Source organism: Thioalkalivibrio sp. ALE17, assembly GCF_000425605.1.
Lineage (GTDB): Bacteria > Pseudomonadota > Gammaproteobacteria > Ectothiorhodospirales > Ectothiorhodospiraceae > Thioalkalivibrio.
The window spans coordinates 204,939-224,036 of record NZ_AUDT01000002.1; the positions used below are offsets into that span (position 1 = coordinate 204,939).

At 63.0% G+C, this 19,098-nt stretch carries 15 protein-coding genes; 5 read left to right on the forward strand and 10 right to left on the reverse strand.

Annotation, left to right across the window (positions count from 1 at the left end):
• Positions 1-12 precede the first annotated feature (12 nt).
• Together H609_RS0102620 and H609_RS0102625 are read right to left on the reverse strand one after the other, a co-directional pair.
• Positions 13-1,248: a pyridoxal-dependent decarboxylase, exosortase A system-associated gene (locus H609_RS0102620; RefSeq protein WP_028484247.1), complete on the reverse strand. Its 1,236-nt coding sequence runs from the start codon at positions 1,246-1,248 to the stop codon at positions 13-15.
• Complete coding sequence (locus H609_RS0102625) at positions 1,245-2,840, reverse strand: acyl-CoA ligase (AMP-forming), exosortase A system-associated (protein WP_038036017.1); 1,596 nt, start codon at positions 2,838-2,840, stop codon at positions 1,245-1,247. Before H609_RS0102625 ends, H609_RS0102620 begins: the two co-directional genes overlap by 4 nt.
• A gap of 206 nt (positions 2,841-3,046) precedes the next feature.
• On the opposite strand from H609_RS0102625, the gene H609_RS0102630 reads away from it, so the two are divergent.
• Complete coding sequence (locus tag H609_RS0102630) at positions 3,047-4,507, forward strand: putative O-glycosylation ligase, exosortase A system-associated (RefSeq protein WP_028484249.1); 1,461 nt, start codon at positions 3,047-3,049, stop codon at positions 4,505-4,507.
• 62 nt (positions 4,508-4,569) lie between these two features.
• Entirely contained in the window at positions 4,570-6,363 is a 1,794-nt protein-coding gene (locus H609_RS0102635) for a hypothetical protein (protein WP_028484250.1), read from the forward strand.
• 27 nt (positions 6,364-6,390) lie between these two features.
• Here the strand turns inward: H609_RS0102635 and H609_RS0102640 are convergent, their stop codons facing one another.
• Positions 6,391-7,392: a glycosyltransferase family 2 protein gene (locus H609_RS0102640; RefSeq protein ID WP_028484251.1), complete on the reverse strand. Its 1,002-nt coding sequence runs from the start codon at positions 7,390-7,392 to the stop codon at positions 6,391-6,393.
• 103 nt (positions 7,393-7,495) lie between these two features.
• On the opposite strand from H609_RS0102640, the gene H609_RS0102645 reads away from it, so the two are divergent.
• The gene (locus H609_RS0102645) at positions 7,496-8,356 is read left to right on the forward strand and encodes a polysaccharide pyruvyl transferase family protein (RefSeq protein ID WP_028484252.1); all 861 of its coding nucleotides are present in this window, start codon (positions 7,496-7,498) and stop codon (positions 8,354-8,356) included.
• Positions 8,357-8,386: 30 nt separating this feature from the next.
• On the opposite strand, the gene H609_RS14155 is transcribed toward H609_RS0102645, so the two are convergent.
• The 3 genes from H609_RS14155 to H609_RS0102655 all read right to left on the reverse strand — a co-directional run bounded on the left by H609_RS14155 (position 8,387) and on the right by H609_RS0102655 (position 13,282).
• Positions 8,387-9,139 (reverse strand): hypothetical protein, encoded by a 753-nt coding sequence (locus tag H609_RS14155; RefSeq protein WP_155988712.1) that lies wholly within the window; start codon positions 9,137-9,139, stop codon positions 8,387-8,389.
• Between the two features lie 1,204 nt (positions 9,140-10,343).
• Entirely contained in the window at positions 10,344-11,378 is a 1,035-nt protein-coding gene (locus H609_RS13675; protein ID WP_231369950.1) for a hypothetical protein, read from the reverse strand.
• Positions 11,379-11,479: 101 nt separating this feature from the next.
• A complete protein-coding gene (locus H609_RS0102655) occupies positions 11,480-13,282 on the reverse strand; it encodes an ABC transporter ATP-binding protein (protein WP_028484254.1) in 1,803 nt (600 codons plus the stop codon).
• Between the two features lie 257 nt (positions 13,283-13,539).
• Between H609_RS0102655 and H609_RS0102660 the strand changes: the two genes are divergently transcribed.
• Both H609_RS0102660 and H609_RS0102665 read left to right on the forward strand, forming a co-directional pair.
• Complete coding sequence (locus H609_RS0102660; RefSeq protein WP_028484255.1) at positions 13,540-15,153, forward strand: amino acid adenylation domain-containing protein; 1,614 nt, start codon at positions 13,540-13,542, stop codon at positions 15,151-15,153.
• A 43-nt stretch (positions 15,154-15,196) separates the two neighbouring features.
• Entirely contained in the window at positions 15,197-15,892 is a 696-nt protein-coding gene (locus tag H609_RS0102665; RefSeq protein ID WP_028484256.1) for a class I SAM-dependent methyltransferase, read from the forward strand.
• A 24-nt stretch (positions 15,893-15,916) separates the two neighbouring features.
• Here H609_RS0102665 and H609_RS0102670 read toward each other — a convergent pair whose 3' ends face one another.
• From H609_RS0102670 to H609_RS0102685, 4 genes are read right to left on the reverse strand one after another with little or no spacing between them, the layout of a single operon-like run.
• Entirely contained in the window at positions 15,917-16,930 is a 1,014-nt protein-coding gene (locus H609_RS0102670) for a glycosyltransferase (RefSeq protein WP_028484257.1), read from the reverse strand.
• Entirely contained in the window at positions 16,927-17,814 is an 888-nt protein-coding gene (locus H609_RS0102675) for a hydrolase 1, exosortase A system-associated (protein ID WP_028484258.1), read from the reverse strand. The genes H609_RS0102670 and H609_RS0102675 overlap by 4 nt, the downstream gene beginning before the upstream one ends.
• Complete coding sequence (locus H609_RS0102680; RefSeq protein WP_028484259.1) at positions 17,811-18,614, reverse strand: hydrolase 2, exosortase A system-associated; 804 nt, start codon at positions 18,612-18,614, stop codon at positions 17,811-17,813. The genes H609_RS0102675 and H609_RS0102680 overlap by 4 nt, the downstream gene beginning before the upstream one ends.
• A gap of 7 nt (positions 18,615-18,621) precedes the next feature.
• Positions 18,622-18,870 carry a phosphopantetheine-binding protein gene (locus H609_RS0102685; RefSeq protein ID WP_017941958.1) on the reverse strand — a complete coding sequence of 83 codons (249 nt, stop codon included), beginning with the start codon at positions 18,868-18,870 and terminating at the stop codon, positions 18,622-18,624.
• Between the last annotated feature and the right edge of the window lie 228 nt (positions 18,871-19,098).

Consider the following 19,098-nt stretch of genomic DNA (forward strand, 5'->3'; position numbering starts at 1 on the left):
CCGCCACTCGCATCAGACCAGGATTTCGACCGGCTCCGGGTGGCTAAGAAAACGCGTGGGGCTGGCGGTATAGCCATAGGCACCGGACTGGAACACCACGATCAGATCACCGATGTCGGCGCGCGCCAGCTCCATCTGCTGCGCCAGCACATCCAGCGGCGTGCACAGCGGGCCGACCACGTTCACGACCTCGCGCTCGTGGCCACGCACGCGGTTGCCCACCACCACCGGATAGTTCTTGCGGATCACCTGGCCGAAGTTGCCGGAGGCGGCCAGGTGGTGGTGCAGCCCGCCGTTCGTGATCAGGAAGACCTGACCACGGGACTCCTTGCGGTCCAGCACCTCGGCCACGTAGATGCCCGCCTCGCCGACGAGATAGCGACCCAGCTCCAGCATGATCTCCGCATCCGGCAGCGCCTCGCGCACCGCAGGCAGGCGGTTTTCCAGATGATCGGCGATGGGGCCCAGGTCCAGAGGCTGGTCGCCGGGAAAATACGGGATACCGAAGCCGCCGCCGATGTTGAGCATCTCAACCGGCCCCGGTGCCGACTCGGCCAGGCGCAGCGCCAGTTCGAAGGTCTGGGTCTGTGCCTCGATCAGCGTCTCGGGGCGCAGGTTCTGCGAGCCGGAAAAGATGTGAAACCCGCGGAAGTGAAGCCCCAGCTCGCCGATGCGGGCCAGCAGCTCGGGCACGCGCTCGGCATCCACGCCGAAGGCCTTGGGGCCGCCGCTCATGCGCATACCGGAGCTCTTCAGCTCGAAGTCCGGGTTGACTCGGACCGCCACGTGCGCCTGCCGACCCGTGCGTTCTGCAATGGCCCCGAGCCGCTCCAGTTCGGTCGGCGATTCCAGGTTGATGGTGATCCCGGCCGCCACCGCCGCCTCCAGCTCGGGTATCGATTTGCCGGGACCCGCAAAGCTGATATCCCCCGGCGCCGTGCCGGTATCCAGCGCCACCTGCATCTCGCGGCTGGAGGCCACATCGAGCCCATCCACCAAGCCGGCCATGTGCTGCACAACCGCCGGCATCGGGTTCGCCTTGATCGCATAGTGCAGCGACAGACCGTCCGGCAGCGCGGCGCGCAATTCCGCCACCCGTTCGGTCATGGCCTCGCGGCTGTAGGCGTAGAAGGGTGTCTGGCCGACACGGGCCGCCAGATCCACCAGCGACTGCCCGCCAAGTTCCAGGCAGTCGTCCACCACCCGGAACGGATGCAGCGCACAGTGCTCGGGGCGGGTATCACTCATGCCGGTACGCCCTCCCGGAACAGGTCTCCGAACTCGGCGGCCAGCGCCTTGCGGTCGATCTTGCCGTTGGCGTTGCGCGGCAGCGGCTCGGTGCGCAGCCCCACATGCGCCGGCAACATGAACCCCGGCAGGCCGGGGCGCAGCGCATCGATCAGGGTCTCCGGGCTCAGATCCGGCTGCTGCGGCAGGGCCACCAGTACGATGGCCTGCCCCAGCGTCGGATGCTCCACCCCGAGCGCGGCGACCTCGGCCACCAGCCCGGAGGCATAGGCCGCCTCTTCCACCTCGTTGGGGCTTACGCGATAGCCAGAGGTCTTGATCATCTCGTCGCGCCGCCCCACGAAATAGAGAAAGCCATCCTCATCCATGCGCACGGTATCGCCAGACCACACCGCGATCTCGGGCAACGGCACGCCAGGCGGCTGCCCGGGTGCGGGCCGAAACCGCTCCGCCGTGCGCTCGGGGTCGTTCCAGTACCCCATGGCGACCAGCGCGCCACGATGCACGAGTTCACCCGGCTCGCCCGGCGCACAGAGGCTGCCATCCGGCCGCACCACCTGGATCTCCGCGTTGGGGATGGCCCGCCCCATGGACCCCGGACGCCGATCCAGCTCCTTGGGTGGAAGGTAAGTAGAGCGAAACGCCTCGGTCAGGCCATACATCAGGTAGCAATCCGTACGCGGCAGGCGCTCGCGCAGGGCGGCCAATGTCTCCTTCGGCATCGCACCGCCGGAGTTGGTGAGGTAGCGCAACGACCGCTGCGCCTCCTCGGGCCAGTCCAGGCCAGCGAGCTGGATCCACAACGGCGGCACGGCGGCCAGGCCGGTGATCTCATACCGCGCCACGGCCCGAACCACGTCGCGCGGCAGCAGATAATTCAGCAGCACGGCCTGCGCACCGGTGCGAAACGCAGTAGTCAGCTGGCTCAGGCCATAATCGAAACTGAACGGCAGCACAGCCAGGATACGATCCCCGGGCCGGTTCTCCAGATACGTGGCAACGCTCTGCGCACCCGCCACCATGTTGCGGTGGGAGAGCACGACCCCCTTGGGGCGCCCGGTACTGCCGGACGTATAAAGGATCGCCGCCATATCGGTATCGATGACTCGGTGCAATCGCATGCCATCGCGTTCCGGAGCGCCTTCCCAGCCAGCCACACGTACATGTCCGGGCTCGGCCGGGATGGTATCTACCTCCTGCCCGACCACCAGCACCGTGTGCAGATCGGGGCAGCCAGCCAGCACAGAATGTAGTGCCGCCAGGCGGTCCGCGGAGGTCACCAGGGTGCGCACATTGCAGTCGCGCAGGATATGCGCCACCTGCTCCGCCTTGAGCAGTGGATTGACCGGCACGAATACGCCGCCGGCCCGGGCGGCGCCGAACAGCGCGTGCACCGTCTCCGGGCGCTTGTCCAGATAAACGGCTACCCGTTCCTGACGTTCGAGCCCACAGCCCAGAAGGCGCCGGGCGGCGCGATCGATACTGGCCGCAAGTGTCGCGTAGTCCTCCACGCCATCACGATGGCGCAAGGCCGGCTCGGCGGCTGCACGCTCGGCTTGCATCCATACGGAATCGTGAAGGAGATAGGACATCTCGGCGCCCGGATGTATCGGAGAATGACGGCCCGATCATACCCCAGGCATCCAGCATCACCGGGGATGCGCGGCGAGCACCGTTAGTAGTCCGTTCGTCGGCGCGGGGTTACACGCGCGCAGCCGCGTGTACCATGCAACGAGACAGGCCGCGAGCCTGCCCCTTTCGTCAGATGCCCGCGACAGCGGTGCGAGATGCAAACTGCATGCGTGACTATCTCCTCGCCCTGATCATCGCCGTGCTGCTGCCCCTGATCGTGCGCTATGCGTGGATCGGGATCCTGGCGTGGTTCTGGGTGGGGCTGTTCGCGCCCCAGTGGCATGCGTGGACGTTCATGCGCGGCGCCTCCCTAGCCGTCTACGTAGGCGGTGTGACATTGGTCGCGCTGTTCCTGGCCAAGGACCGAAAGCCGTTCCCGTTTACACGCGAGACGGTCATGCTGCTCGTGCTGGCGGGCTACTTTGCGATGACCAGTTACTTCGCGGTCAACTCCAGCGGGGCGTGGGACTTCTGGATCCACTTCATGAAGATCCTGCTGATCACCTTCGTCACACCGATGCTGATCTATGGCGAGCGCCGCATCGTCTGGCTGCTGCTGGTAATTACCGCATCGCTTGCCTTTTACGGGTTCAAGGGCGGGCTGTTCGCGATCCAGACAGGTGGAGCCCATCACGTCCTCGGACCCACAGGGTCCTATCTGTCCGGCAACACCTACATCGGACTGGCGATGCTCATGGTGCTGCCCCTGATCCTGGTCACCGCCCGCATGTTCGACCGACGCTGGGCGGTCGACCTCGGCGTAGGGCTATTGAACCGCTTCTCGCGGCCGATCGGATGGTTTTCCTACGCCGTCTTCTGGCTAACTTTCATCGCGATCCTCGCGACCTATTCTCGCGGGGCCTTCGTCGCCATGCTCGCAATCGCACCATTCCTGTTCTGGCGCATGCAGAAGAAATGGCTGATGGTGCTGGTGGGCTTCGTCCTCGTGGCGGTCGTCGGCGTTACCGCACCGGACCGGCTGGTGGAACGCTGGCAGACCATCGAGACTTACGAGGAAGACCGATCCGCGATGCAGCGCATCCAGTCGTGGGGGGTTAACTGGAATATGGCAGTGGAACGCCCCCTCACCGGCATGGGCTTTCGCAACACCGCAATGGGCTATGACTGGTGGGTCTCCTACGCCAATTTCGAAGGCGGCTGGCGTCACCCGCTGTCGCCACATAGCGTCTATTTCGGCATTTTGGGTCAACACGGCTTCGGGGGGCTGGCCGTATTTCTCCTGCTCATTGGCTTCACCTTCTTCACGCTCAACCGCGTGCGCAAAACGGCCCGAGGCCGAACCGGACAAATCTGGCTGTCCGAATACGCATGGGCGTTGCAGATTGGTCTGGTCGGGTATCTGGTGGCCGGCGCATTCCTGGACGTGGCCTATTTCAACCTGCTGTATGCCTTCATCGCCCTCGCGGTGATCATGCGGCGAGAACTTGAAAGCGTCCCGGTGGCGGCCCAGCAGACCATGACCACCCCGAACGTCACCAACTCAGAGCCTTCCGAGTCGGAAGCAATACCGCCGCAGCCCCCCGATCCCGCGCCAAACCCGCAGGGCACCGTTATGTCCGGTTCGTTGATGAGCGAACCCGGCCGCGATGCGCCCTCCACCCGATGAACTCGACCCGGGGGCGCGTACCGACATGCCTCGGATGCACTGACAAGGACCTTGACGCCCCCATGCTGGAGTCCGCGCTGCGGCAGCTTACCACCGCCCTGCGCGACCAGATCTGCCCCGGCACGGGGCTGCGGGACCCCGAGGACCAGGCACCCAGCCCCGCGGACCATTACGGCCAGGTCGCCGCAGCGCTTGCTCTAACCCTTCAGGAAGGTGACGATTCGATGGCCGCCCGCCACGCACTGGAGGCTTGGCGATCGCTTGCCCCGGCGGACCGTGGACACGCGCCATTCAATCGCTTTCTACTGAACCTTCTGGCCGAACATCGCGCCCTTACAACCGGAAACCCGCATGACGCGGCTTCCCTTCGAGCACTCGCCGGCGAATGCTCGCTCGCGTGGCGCTACCCTTCCAATAACTGGGCATTGCTGGCACGCCTGTGCGAACTCCAGGAAGCACCCACACGCCACAGGAAGCGCGTTGCGCGCCGCCTGCTGCATCTGCTGAGCGACTGGTCCCACCATAACGGCGCCTTTATCGACTACCCCTCGCACCCGGACCGCGCCAGAACCGGGTCCACCCCCGCCGCCTATCATCACAAGGCGCTGTTCGTAGCCGTAGCGGCCGCCGAATACGATGCGGCGAACGACTGGCAGCCAACCGTAGAACGACTGCTGCAGTGGAGCCTGCAAACCTGGGACGGTCACGGTCATGTCGGTGGTCTCGGCCGCAGTAACCACGCCTTGTTTGGCGATGCCTGCCTGGTAGCCAGCCTGATACTGCTGGGCGCAGACCAGGCGCAGGCTCGCGCCACGCCCGCCGGGCGAATGTTGCAGGGCATTGTTCAGCGCTGGCAGGAACAGACCCGACCGGACGGCTTCATCGCATTGAACCCGGCCAACCAGGACGCAACTGGCACAGGATGGGACACCTACATGCACCTTTCGGTGTACAACGCCTGGGCGGCCGCGATCGTCGCCTGGGCGAGAGACCGAACCGCACGCGTGGACCGCACCGCTCTACGCATCGATCTGCGGGCCAGCGAGCCGACCGCGACTGACGACTCGCACGCAGTGCAGTTTCGTGTGGGTGATCCCGGCGCGGTCTTCGCCCTGGTGTCCGGTTGCGGCCAACCACCTCAGGCCTTCAGCCGCAGCGAGGTGGAACTGCGCTATGCCGGGGGCATACCGCTGCATGTCACCTGGCAGGGGTGCCCGTTGTGCCCGGCACCCGTCCGTATCTCAAGGGAAGCACTGGAAGGCAACGCTGGACTGGCGGGGTGGACACCGATCTTTGAAACCGAAGGCATGCTGTACGGCCTTACCGATTTCGACTCGTGTGAAATCGAGCGCGCCGAGCAAACCGTTCGGATCCGTCTATCGGGCCAGCCCCGGGCCCTATTACGCCCCGACGCCAGCGGCCTGGGCCCGCGCGCGCTGGCCGCGCTTGACTGGCGCCTGCTGGGCGGCGCGCTGGGCCGCAAGGCCGCTCTGCACCGCCCTAAGCTTTCGCCAGTTACGGGGCAACTAGAATGGACCATCCACCTGGATCGGCCGCGAATCGAACAAACACTGATCCTGGAGCATCGCAGCGGCCAGGTTGTGCGTTACCTGAATCCCGGCGGCCACGCACTCACCAGGACTGTACCCACCGAAGCGTCTTTTCTGGCGGAGTCCGGGCTTGCCGAACAGGGACAAACGAGCTCCACCGATGGCTGGCTCACGACACCACTGCCATCCGCAACGGCAGACGCCATTGGCCGCAGCCTGCCCCCGATTGAACTAGCACGCGGCCGTTACCACGCGCAGCTCATCGTCACATGGATGAGTCTTCAAACCGCTTGCGAGTCACGCTAGTGCGAACCGTAGCTGCCCGTGCCTGCTCTACAGGCGATCCCCTCGATTCGTCAGGCGATCCGCCATCAACCGAAGAATATTCGGCCCCACTAGCATTGCACCTGCAGGGTCATTACGAAACGTCTTAGCAACCACCGACCAGTCCAGTGGCTTGCGATGCCGTAGCTGATGCAACACCCCGGCCAGGAAGCCGCGCCGCGATTTGCCAAGCTGGCGGCGAACAAACGCTTTCTGCCGAGCATTCAGCGGGATCTCGGCAAGGATCATATGCGCGAGCGCAACATAATTGGCGGTCAGCCCGAGGTAGCCCTCGGTATCCCAGCCCGACTTGTCGAAGATATTCACGCCTTCGCCCTCATCCGCGTACACGCGTGGCGAAAATGCAACGCGCTGTAGTCGGGCGCCCAGCCTTAGCTTGAACAGCCGATCTTCCCCATGCACCAGATCCGCTGGAAACCGAATATCCGCGAATCGCTCCAGGCGATAGGCCATCGTATTTGCACTAATAATGTTGCTTCGACGAACCAGAAGATCGAGGAAATCGCCCACAAACTCGTAAAGCTGTTGCTCCGCATCCACCAGCCGGTGTTGGTCGTGCCGGATATTGTCGGCGGGTGAGCTCCCCCAGTGAAACCGAGTACTTGGAACGCCACCACGCTGACTGTCGCCGACAAACAGGTCGTACCCCTGTTCCAGTGCGCGTACCGCATCCTGGAGAAAAGGGCCCGTCCACTGGTCATCGGAGTCCAGAAAAGTCACAAAGGGCGTATCCCCCACGCGGTCCAGGCCGGTATTCCGCGCCGCAGCCGGACCGGCATTGTCCTGGTGGATGATGGTCACCGTCTCACCATCCTGCAGATCGCCGATCTCCTCCTCTGCGGAATGCGGCGAGCCATCGTCCACAACAAGAACTCGCACCGACAGCCCATCCCGGGTATCCAGCACGGACTGGACACATTGCCGCAACAGCCCGGCTTCGCGCTGGAAATACGGTACGATGACGGCAATTTTCGCATCAGTGTTCGACATCTGTTTTGTCCTGAGCGCGGGCGGCTCTCATGATGGCAGCGGGCATCGCTTCGCACCGCGCCCCGGATGGCGCGATACCACGTGGATTCTGCTGGAGACCCGGATGTATCTCTACCGCTACCGTAAACGGCCCAACTTCGGCGACGAGCTGAATGACTATCTCTGGCCCCGTTTCATACGCGCTCCGCTCGAGCCGGAGCCGGGCTCCGAAGACGTACTGGTCGGGATCGGCACGCTGCTGAACGAGCGCCTTCCGGAGCAGGGCACATTGCACATCCTCGGTACCGGCTACGGCTATGGTGCGCCACCCACTCCAGACGCGATGCGCCGCGCAAAGATCCATTTTGTCCGCGGGCCACTGACCGCCAAAACCCTCGGCGTGGATCCGTCGCTCGCCATCTCGGACCCGGGCATCCTGCTGAACCGCACGGAAGACCTCAACCAAAAAAAAGACATCGACTGCGCGTTCATGCCACATCACGGCCTGTGCCACGACCGCATGAAAGCGCTGTGTGAAGACGCCGGTGTACACTTCATCCACCCGGAAGCACCCTGCGAGAACGTCATCGACCAGATCGGCCGCAGCCACAAGCTCATCTGTTCCGCCATGCACGGCGCCATTGCCGCCGAGGCGCTCCGCGTCCCCTGGCTGCCCGTCATAACAAGTCCGGAAATCGTTCCGGACAAGTGGAAAGACTGGGCCTCGAGCCTTGGGATCGAGGTTTCTTTCAGGAAACTTCCGACCATCTGGCCCACACCAGATCCGACCTTGAGAGGCTACGCAGCAGCCAAGATAAAATCCACCATGTTCACCCGAACGCTGAACCGAATGGCGCGCACCTTCACGTTTCAACTCGGACCGGATAACGTGCTCGAAAATCGGCTTCTAAAAACCGAAGAAAAAATTCGTATCTTCAATTATATGCAGAAAAACGACCTCGCCGGTGTGCAGAAACAAAAATAATCACAAACCCTTCGCGCCGTTGGATTGTAATTACACGAAGCCTTTTCGCTTAGCCCATTCTATGGAACGGAAATCAAAAAGATGGTCAAAATAGGAAACCGCTTCCGCCTTTGACCAAAATCCATTTTGAACGCCCGGCCAATAGTGCGCCTCATCCACATCGACCTCATAAGGTGGACACAACCTCACCGGAACATGACCTTCACTCAAAGCCTTCATTCCAGACAACCGGTGTACGCCACCTCTGCAAACAAACCGTAACTCACCATCCCTCTTAAGCGCGTACACACTTACCCTTCCCTTGCTTTCATCAAAGCCTTCCTTTCTCAGCGCATCAAGAACGATACGCAACCGTCGATGCTCGAAGCCGCCCAATGCATCGCTAACAGGGCCATGATACTTAAACCCGTCAACGTCGACGCTAAGCTCCGGCCTTCCGTGCTCCTCGAAGTCCGCTTCTACGAAACTCCGAACCTTTGCATTGGTATCCTCAGGCGTCCCCCCAGCCCAAGGAGAATGATGGTACGCATACGAAGGAAGATCAAAGAACAGCGATGGCATGCGATCGAACCCTACGACTGCTTCAGCCGCATGGCGCGGCTTCCACTCCCGGAAATATTTGACGAGGCGAGACTGACCATAGGGGGTGTCGGGCTGCACGAGCAGCTCCTCTTGGGCCCATGGAAACGGGTGCCATTGACGCTCCCCAAACCCTAGACCATTCAGCATCACAATGTTCGAGATACGACCTAAGAAGACCGCCGGATAGCCACGCCTGTTCATTAGCATCGCCTCCCTCGGGTGGCGGCAGATTGCAACCTTTCCCGGCTCACCCTTACCCCCACGCCTTATCGTTACGCCGAATTTCTCTTCAAGGCCCAACAAGGCCTTCTTAATCAGTCTTTTAGGCGGTCGCACACTTCAATCCTCCGAATGTACGGTTGGCGCCATCCACACACCAACGCATGAACAACAAGCCGCAAAGAGTCCTAGTAAGGAGATCCTGCCCATTCGTCGAGCTCGCATCTTTCGGTGGGCGACTTCCACTGGACACAACGTGTGTCCTTGTCATCCGCGGGCCGGATTCGTGTCCAGCATATAATGCTTACCACGAAAGCCGAACGCATGCCGATGCTGACGCGCAGGCCAGCCGCAAACGTGCTGAGCGATTGGAACCAGTCGTGCGGGCCGATCTGTGGTATCCCTTCTGACCCTCCCTGCGGAGCGCCATTTGTCGTTTCTTTCGTGTACGATCGAGGCGCGCCGAACGGGCTGCGTAGGAGGCAGTATGAATCGCTTCGTCATCGAATTGATGGGGCCGCCAGGGTCTGGAAAAAGCCACTTTCATGAACTCGCTGCGTCCAAGTTCGACAAGGCGCCAAAACCAACGGAAAAGCACCGTCGGAAAGCCATTATCGTTTCATTGTCGTTTGCACCCTTCATTGTCCTTTTCCCCCGAAAACGTCATGGTCTAATTAGGATGTTCCAGCGAAAGCTCGCTGCCTGGTATGCGCTCACCGAGAGAACGACGGGATCCTATCTTGTGGAGGAAGGGCCATGGAACTTCCTATGCAGCAGCCTCGGGACCAGGATCCCTAGGTGGGCTATTACTCCTGTGTTGCGAATGTGGAGTGTCCATCTAGACTTGCCTGACGCAATCATATATTTGGATGGCGACCCCAAATTTCTCAGTGCGCGCATTGAGCACAGAGGAAGACGAAATGAGCGATTGAAAACACCTTCCGACCTAGAATTCTCGCGTGAACGAATAGCCTTCTTTCTGACGAAACTAAAAGAGGCCCACCCAGATACGGCCGTTTTCAACTTTCGGACTGATGAAGAGGGCGTTGATGCTCGCATGGCGTCTCAAGTAGACAATATACTGGATTCGACGCGCGCCATTAGGGAGAATCCTCCGGGCTAGCGCCGCGCCAAGATTTGCCCCCAGGATCCGTGACTTTTGTGGTGACGCGTCAGGGGTAGATAGTTAAAAAAGGTACTTGGTCAGACCCAGACGGCTACACACCTCTCTTATGTCGTAATTGAAGGAAAGATCCTTACTCAGATCCCGGCGCCAATCATTGGGAGAGAGCGGTGTGTAACGCTTATTGCCGATGCGAGTGCAGTGCCCTTCTTCGAGAGGGCGGGACGGAAGAGTATGTACGACGCCTCCATGTTGCTCTTCCCATACCAAGATGCCCGCGCCGTGATCGATGGTGTAACGTTGCCGCACTCTTTTAGAAGAGTCCGTTGTGCAATTGGGATGGAGGTGCTGGTGACGCCACCAACCACAAGCATTTTTATATTGATCCCGACTCGCCCCTCGAGTTGTGCAGCCAATCAACTCCCAATAACGACCTCTTTTTCCGAGCAGGTTCCGATACCACCGCTTCCGGCCATCCACGGCTGCAGTGGCTCCATCCTGCAGAGCGCGGAACTCCTCTGCCAACTGAAAAAACATCGGCTCCCTTATCAACAAGTCAGAGTGCCAAAAGGCCAACCGACTAGAGAAAAGATACACAAATTCCAACGGAAACAACATAGAGAGCGCGGGCAAACCGAGACCATCATTAAAGTCGACATATACGGCACCATCTATCAATGGCGGCCTTCCCGCCCGCGGATCATTCCCGACGACCGGCGTCCAGCCGGCGGCGCTCACCATGCGTTGCTGGACCAACGACCACTGTTCGTCGACGTGCCAGCACAACCACGGAAGTTCAATACCATCTAACTGTTCTTTCCAGGGTCCGCCAGCTAGCTGCCTGACCGTCTCGAACTCACCCCGAGAAATAGCGTGCCAACTCGCCCTCCCCACTGACAACGTACGTCGCTCTTGGTCGTTTTCTTGGAAGTCGGCCGGGTTTTCAAGCATCGTTACAGATCGTCTCTTCAGTATGTGTTGAGGCACGCCCGAGCGTCTGAACGCCAGAAGGAACGGAACGCGCCGAAAAAATGGGCGTTCTCGTGCTGACGCGAGGCCATCGAGGCCGAGGCTTTCCATGGCGCCGACGTGGTTCATTTGATCTGCTGTTCATCGACGGCATCGCGCCACTACACCGCCCCGCTCATTCGGTAACAGGGTGCGACGGTCGCCCATCGCGAGCCTTTTGGTGGCGGAGATCATGAAGCTCCAGCTGCAAGTCTCTGGAAAGTGGTGCTCTGGCCCGAGAGGTCATCCCAGGTTCCGCTATCCACCACCTTGCCCTGCTCCAACACGAAGATACGAGAACAGGGGCGGACGGTACTCAGGCGGTGCGCGATCAGAATGATCGTTTTTTCGCCGGAAAGATTGTGTAGGGCCTCCATCACCGCTTTTTCCGTTGCGTTGTCGAGCGCGCTGGTGGCTTCGTCAAAAAAGAGCACGGCGGGGTCGCGATACAAAGCACGCGCAATACCGATACGTTGTCGCTGGCCACCCGAGAGGCGGGTACCGCGTTCGCCGATAATGGTGTTGTAACCATCCGGCAGGTCGCGCAAGACGAAGTCGTGCAGGTTGGCCAGACGGCTAGCCTGTTCCACTGCCGCTTGGTCGATCTTGTCTTCTGGGACCCCGAGGGCGATGTTGGCGGCGACGGTCTGGTCGGCCAGAAAGATGTGTTGCGGGACATAGCCGATCGCCGCCTGCCAGTTGCGCACGTTCTCCCTGGTTAATGGCTGGCCATCAATGCGGATGGTGCCTACGTCAGGTTCCAGCAGGCCCAGCAGCAGATCCACCAGGGTGCTCTTGCCGGCGCCGGAGGAGCCCACGAATCCCACGGTGGTATGCGCGACGACCTCCAGCGATACAGCGTTCAGCGCTGGGCGTTCGTGCCCCGGATAGTGATAGGTGGCATCGACCACCTCAATGGAGTGGTCCGGGGCAAGGGGCTCGGGCCGGTAATTCCGTGCGAGCAGCGATATGCTTTCCGGCCTGGCGCCCAGATCCTTGAGGATGTTGTCGACCGCAGCATTACTGAAACGCAGCGAAGCGACCTGCTTGAAGATCTGCTGGAAGGCCGGAATGAGCTGACGCCCGGCCAGGGCGTACAGACCGATCAGTGGCAAGGCCTGCGCAAGACCGCCTTCGCCCGCCATCAGGAACAGAACCAGAACGAGCACCCCGCCAAAGGCAACGGCCTCGATGGCGTATTGAGGCAAGTCCTTGAGCAGGCTCGCGTTTGCCTGGTGGCTGGCAAAGCGTTTGGAAGGCCGACGGTAACGCTCCAGATAGTCTCGCTCACGCCCGAGAAGACGAATTTCCTTGGCTCCGGCGAAGGCCTCTGCGGCGGCAGTGAATCGCTCCCGGTTCGCCTCTACCCGGTCCTCCCCGATACGGCTGAGCCAGCTACGCGCGACGATATAGATGGCCGCGTAGACACTGCCAAGCGTGACGGCTACGACCATGGCCAGCCCGGGTTGTGCCGCAATCAGAAGGGCAATAATCGCCAGGGCCAGCAATCCGTGGCTGATCAACTTGAGCGCTGGCATCAGCGAGCCATTGATCGCCTGCGTGGTCTCCTGGAGCACCGTCTTGGCCAGGTCGCCGGAATTGCGATTGAGGTAAAACGTAAAGGGCCGCGTCAGGTAGTCGCCCATTAGCCGCCGGGACAGCTCGTACTGCTGCATATGGGTGAAGCGGATGATCGCCCACTGGCTCAGAGCCTGCAGCGCCGTGCCCGTCATGAACAGTGCAAAGGCCGCCACCCCAAGGAAGTACAGAAAGCTGCTGGTGGACTCGAACCCCAGCCAATCGTACGCCATGCGCAGCATGTCGTTGTCTTGGACCATGACCGGGTCGGATAGCACCGCGAGGAACGGCATTACCGAGGCGATACCCACCGTTTGCATGAAGGCGGTCACGATCATCAGGATCGCCAGCAGCCCGACCTTCCCGCGGTCGCGGGGGTCCAGCAGGGCATTCAGCTTGCGCAGGGTTTCCAGCATGTCGCGCCGACCCGGATCCTTCATGAAAGGGCCATTGGCGGCCCAAGGAGGAACCGCCATCAGGCAGCCGTTAGCCAGGCCATGCGGCCTGTAGATGTACTCGATTGTACGAGATGTGCCGATCACCGAAGCTTGGCGAAAAGCGCCCAAGGCGTTCCAGGGCGCGACAAACTGCGAGGGCTTCGTCCCACAACCGGCCGGAAGGGCCGGCAAGCCGCGCGGATAAAGGATTTTCGAGCAAAGCGGGGGCCGCAACAGTGCCAAACGCCAGGCTAACGAACGGATTGCTGAGCGGCTTCCTGCGCTCGGTAGAACAATTCCCGGAGCGCCCGGCCCTGGATGTGGAGGGTCAGGTGCTCAGCTACGGGGAGTTGTTCGAGGCTGCCGCCGCAACTGCCCACACCCTGCAGCAGTCCGTCGACGGCAATGGCACGCCCTGCCGTATCGGCGTGCTGGCCCAGCGCTCGCTGGCAATGTACCAGGGGCTCCTGGGTACGCTGCTGGCCGGACATACCCTGGTTCCGCTGAATCCGGGCTTCCCGACGGAGCGCACACTGGCGATGGCCGAGCAGGCCGATCTGTCGGCGCTGCTGGTTGATCATCAGGGGCTGGAGCGGCTCGATGACCTGTTGAGGACATTCTCCCGCCCGCTCGTGATCCTGCTGCCCGATGCCGAGCGGCTGGACGAGCTCCAGGCGCACTGGCCCGGACACGGCTTTCGGGTGATCGGGGACTCCAATCGCCCCTCGGACTGGGTACCGGCGGCCGTATCACCAGACGACCTGGCCTGCCTCTTCTTCACCTCGGGCAGCACGGGCATACCCAAGGGCGTGGGCGTACTCCAGCGCAATGCGGCGCGGTTTGTGGAGATGTCGCTGGAGCGCTACCGGGACTTCGGCATTGACGAGACGGACCGCTTCTCGCAGTTTTACGACATCACCTTTGACTCGTCGATGTTCGATCTGTACGTCTCGTGGGCCTTTGGCGCCTGCCTGTGCTGCCCGTCCGCGAAGGAGTGGTTCAACCCCAACCGCTACATTGCGGACAAAGCACTGACGGTGATCGACATCACGCCCTCGGCCGGGCACGGGATGAACCGTCGCAACGGCTGGGCGCCGGGGCGTTTTCCGGACCTGCGCCTGTGCCGCTTTGGCGGCGAGGCACTGTCGGCGGAACTGGCCGAGGCGATGGCCGCCGCCGCGCCCAAGGCCTGGATCGACAACGCCTACGGCCCCACCGAGTGCACGGTGGATGCCTGCTTCTACCGCTGGGACCCGGCGCAATCACCCACAGAATGCGAACACGGCATGGTCCCGATCGGCTATCCGGGCAACCAGGTGAAGTTGCGGGTGGCGGGCGAGGCCCTAAAGGAGGTGCCCGTCGGGTCCGAGGGCGAATTACTGATCAGCGGTCCGCAGGTGACCCCCGGCTACTGGAAGGATCCTGAGCGCACGGCGCAGGCCTTCGTGCACCTGGATGACGGTCGCGTGCACTACCGGACCGGCGACCTGGTGCGCCGCCCGGGCCCGGGCGAGCCGATCATCTTTCTCGGGCGCCTGGACCATCAGATCAAGATCGGCGGGGTACGTATCGAGCTCGGCGAGGTGGAGGCGGCGCTGCGCGAGGCCGCCGGCACAGATCAGGCGGTGGCCGTGGGATGGCCCCGCACGGAAAGTGGCGCCTCCGGCATCGTTGCGTTTGTGGTGGGCGACAACATTGAGGAACCGGCACTGCGCGACCGACTGCGCCAGCGCCTGCCCGCCGTGATGGTGCCCCGCGCAATCCACGCAACCCACGAGCTGCCGCTGAACGCGAACGGCAAAGTCGACCGCAAGGCGCTGATCGCGCGCCTGGACGCCGACGCAGGCTGACGCTGCTGGCGATTCCAGAGCCGGGCAAAGGGAGAACAGTGACATGACGCACGTGTTTGGTCGGCTGCGCGATTCACTGCGCAAGCGCGGGTTCTGGCGCACCCTGACGCTCATCCCCCGGAACATCCTGTTCTTTCTGACGGACTTCGACCGCAAGTACGGCACCAACACCGGGATGCAGGCCGAGGACGATGCAGGCCTGCCGCAGGAACACGAAGGCTACGAAGGCGCGCCTCCGAGGCTGTTTCACAGGATCATGCACTCCCTCGACATTGCCTACGGGCGCTACACCTTCATTGATCTGGGCTCGGGCAAGGGCAAGGCGCTGCTGCTTGCCTCGCACCACCCATTCCGCCGCGTGATCGGGGTGGAGTACAACGCGCGCCTGAACGACATTGCCACCGAGAACGCGCGTCTCTACCAACACCCGCAACGCAAGGTAGCGAAGATCGAAACCGTGTGCGGCGATGCCGGCGCGTACGACCTGCCGTCGGGCGATTTGCTGATCTACCTGTTCAACCCGTTCAAGGCTGCCATCATGGAGCGGTTGCTCGAAAATCTCGAAAACGCCATGCGGACCGAGCCACGGGAAGTGCTGGTCGTGTATCAGAATCCAACCCAGAGAAAGCTGCTGGACGCGGCTCCGTTTCTGGAGCCGGTCACCTACCGCGAATACCGCACCAAGCGCTTTCGCAAAATGCCGATCGGCCGGGTTGCGGTATACCGCAGCCGTACTTGATCGCCCGGGTGCGGCCCGGAACTGCTACCGACTCGGAGCACGCACGGACTTGAGCGCGCTGAGCCCGAGATAGGCCCAGGACTTCGCGCGCAGCGGGCGCTGCCGGATGGACTGCAGAAACGCATTCCGGGCGATACGCGGGCTTGCGCTCCAGTAGTGATGGTAGCCAAACGTAAACCAGGCATCGCCAAGCCGCCTGCGCACGGCGGCGGCCGGGGTTTCCTCCCCGTTCGGTCCGACCCGCCCCCAGCGCGCCAGCGCGCGCTGGACCACCTCGACTTCGTAGTTCACATCCGGATATTTGGTGATGCAGCCGGCGCCGTGCAGCCGGTAGAGGGCCGTGACGCGGTCCAGCTGCCGGTACTCGGATAACCGCGATGCGCGAATCCAGTAGTCGTAGTCCTGGCCGCGCTTGAGCTGCGGATCGAACTCGCCCACCTCGTCCACCAGCTGCCGCCGCATCATGACCGTGATGGTGTGCGGCAGGGACTCCATCAGGAGCTGGTTGTAGACCCAGCCGGAGCCTTCCGCGACCACGCCCGGGGCCTCGCGCACCGGCATTTTGGGGGCCGCCATCTGCGAGGGTGGCGGGAATGCGCCGTCGGCGCCGGGCTTCCAGGAGAGGAAATGGGTGTGAGTGAACCCGATCTCCGGGTGCTGCTCCATGTACATCACCTGCGCGGTGATCTTGCCCGGCAACCAGATATCGTCGGAGTCGATAAAGGCGATGTACTCCCCGGTGGCGGCCGCGATACCCGCGTTGCGGGCCACCGCCGCGCCCTGGTTCTGTTGCGTCAGCAGCGTCAATTGATCGCCATAGCCCCGGATGATCTCTACGGTGCCGTCGGTGGAGCCGTCGTCCACCACGATCAGTTCCAGGTTCGGGTAATCCTGCTCCAGCACGCTGTCGATGGACTCGGCGATGTAGGCGGCGGTATTGAAGGCCGGCATCACCACCGATACCCGCGGCACACTGCTGCTCGCCCGCGGTGCCTCGGCGGGGTTCGCATTGATGCTGGGCGGCGTGCTCGTGGTCATGTAGCTCCCCGATTGGGGGCCGTCTGCACCCAGTCCTGTGTCCAGGCGGCCACCTGATCGCGCCATTCACGACGCGAGAACGTGTGGTTGGCCTGCGGCAGCTCGCGCAGGGTCACGCGCGGCTCTGCCAGCAGACCCTCCCAGGCCGGGGCGGCGGTGGCCACGTCGCGAAACTCGGCCGCGGTCAGGTCATCGCCGCTGAGGATCACCAGGATCGGCCCGTCGAAGCGCCGCCAGCCCTCCGCCATCCGATCCGGCAGCGGCCCATTGCCCAGATCGGCGCGAGCGGCATCTGGATTACTCCCATCGCCCTGCGTGCCTCGCGGGCGCAGGGCAGCGACGGCCATGCGCGCGAGTGACTGGACCGAGGTCCAGGGGTTGAAGCGGCCCCGCAGGGCCCCGGCCCAGAAATCCCGGCTGAACAGGCGTTTGAGGTAGTAGGTCTTGAGGTACGCGCGGGCCAGGCCTTCGTCGGTCCGCACCCAGGGGTTGGCCAGCACCAGCCCCGCCACGCGGGTATCTCGCCAAGCATAGAACAGGCCGGCCGAGGCGGCACCGCACAAGCCCCAGATCACGACCTCGCGCAGGTCCGGCACCTGCTGCGCAAAAGTATCCATGGCCGCGCTCATGTCGTCATGGACTTCTTCGTAATCGCGCTGGCGGCCGGAGGCATCCCCCATCCCCCGAAAATCGAAGCGGAATACCGGGATGCCCTGCGCCGCCAGGTGGCGCGCGAGCAGCAGGAACTGGCGGTGACTGCCGACCCGGTACTGGGGTCCACCCACGGCGATCAGCACGCCACGCCGGGCGCCCTCCGCGCCGGGGTGCAGGATACCCAGCAGTTCCTCCTCCCCCACCCGGAAGACAACGGCGCGCTCGCTCATGCCAGGGCCTCCAGGCGCTGCGTGGTCGCCTCCAGCAATTGCGGCACCTCGATGATGTCCTGGGTGGACCAGAAGGCGTCGCCACCCACGACCGTTGCGGTTACGGCCGCCTCATCTTCGCGCCAGCGCTCGATCAGGCGTTCGGCCGCCGGCGGCAGCGGGGCATCGTCCTGTGCTGCGATGTCGAACCAGGCGACGGATGCCGCCCGGGGCGGCTCCAGGCGGGCGGTGGCAAGGCGCTCGGCCAGGGCAGGCGCTAGGGTGTAGCCCGCCACCTCCAGCGGTTCGCCATCCCGCAGCCGCGAACGCAGATCACCGGTGGATTCCTTCTGCCCGCCCATCATCCCGGCGGCCATGCGCAGGCGGAGAAACTGGGTCAGGTGTTGTTCGCCATTGGTGACGGGCGCCCAGTAGATCGCGGTGGCGGCCGGTTCGGCACGCGCGGCCAGGAAATCGCCCGCCAGCAGACAGCCCGCGCGCAACCCCCAGACCAGAAGGGGGGCCGGGCAGCAGGCCTCGAGGTGGTCATTACAGCGGGCGAGGTCGTCCAGCCACAGGTCCCAGTCGGCATCGCCGAAGTCACCGCCACTGTCGCCGCATCCGTAGAGATCCGGGACCAGCACGGCATACCCGGCCTGCGCCAGACGGCGGGCCTGCAGGTTCACCATGCGGCGGGACTTGTTGAGTTCTTCGGCAAACGGCGGGAAAAACAGCACACGACCATGGACGGAAGGGCCTTCCGGTCGATGCAGCACATGGAACACCGGACCGGCCTTGCCCTCCAGGAACCCGGCTTCCATGTGAGATCTAATCGAGCTTGGCGTCGATAAAGTCGGCGAGGGTGCCGACCGTCTCGAAGGTCTCGGCGCTGACGTCGTCGTCATCGATCACGATATCGAAGTGGCTCTCGATCGCGGTGATCAGCGACACCACCGCCATGGAGTCCAGTTCTGGGACCCCTCCCAGCAGCGTGGTGTTGCGGTCGAACTGCTGAGCGCGGCCATTCAGGCTGAGGGCGCTGTCCAGCAGATTGCGGGTGTGATCGAGCGTCGACATATGAAGATTCCTGAAGGCGGGTATCCGTGCCCGGCCGGGGCGGCGAGTAAACGGCAGGTTACCGGATCTGCACAGGCTGTCCAGATCGTCGCTGACAGGCCGCGGGTCCCGCGTGATCGGCTCGTTAACCTCCTGCACCCGGTCCGCCTTCGAACGCGCGACCCCGGACGTAGAATGGTGATCCATACGGCACGGATCGCCGGGCCCACGCCCGGGTGCGTACATCAA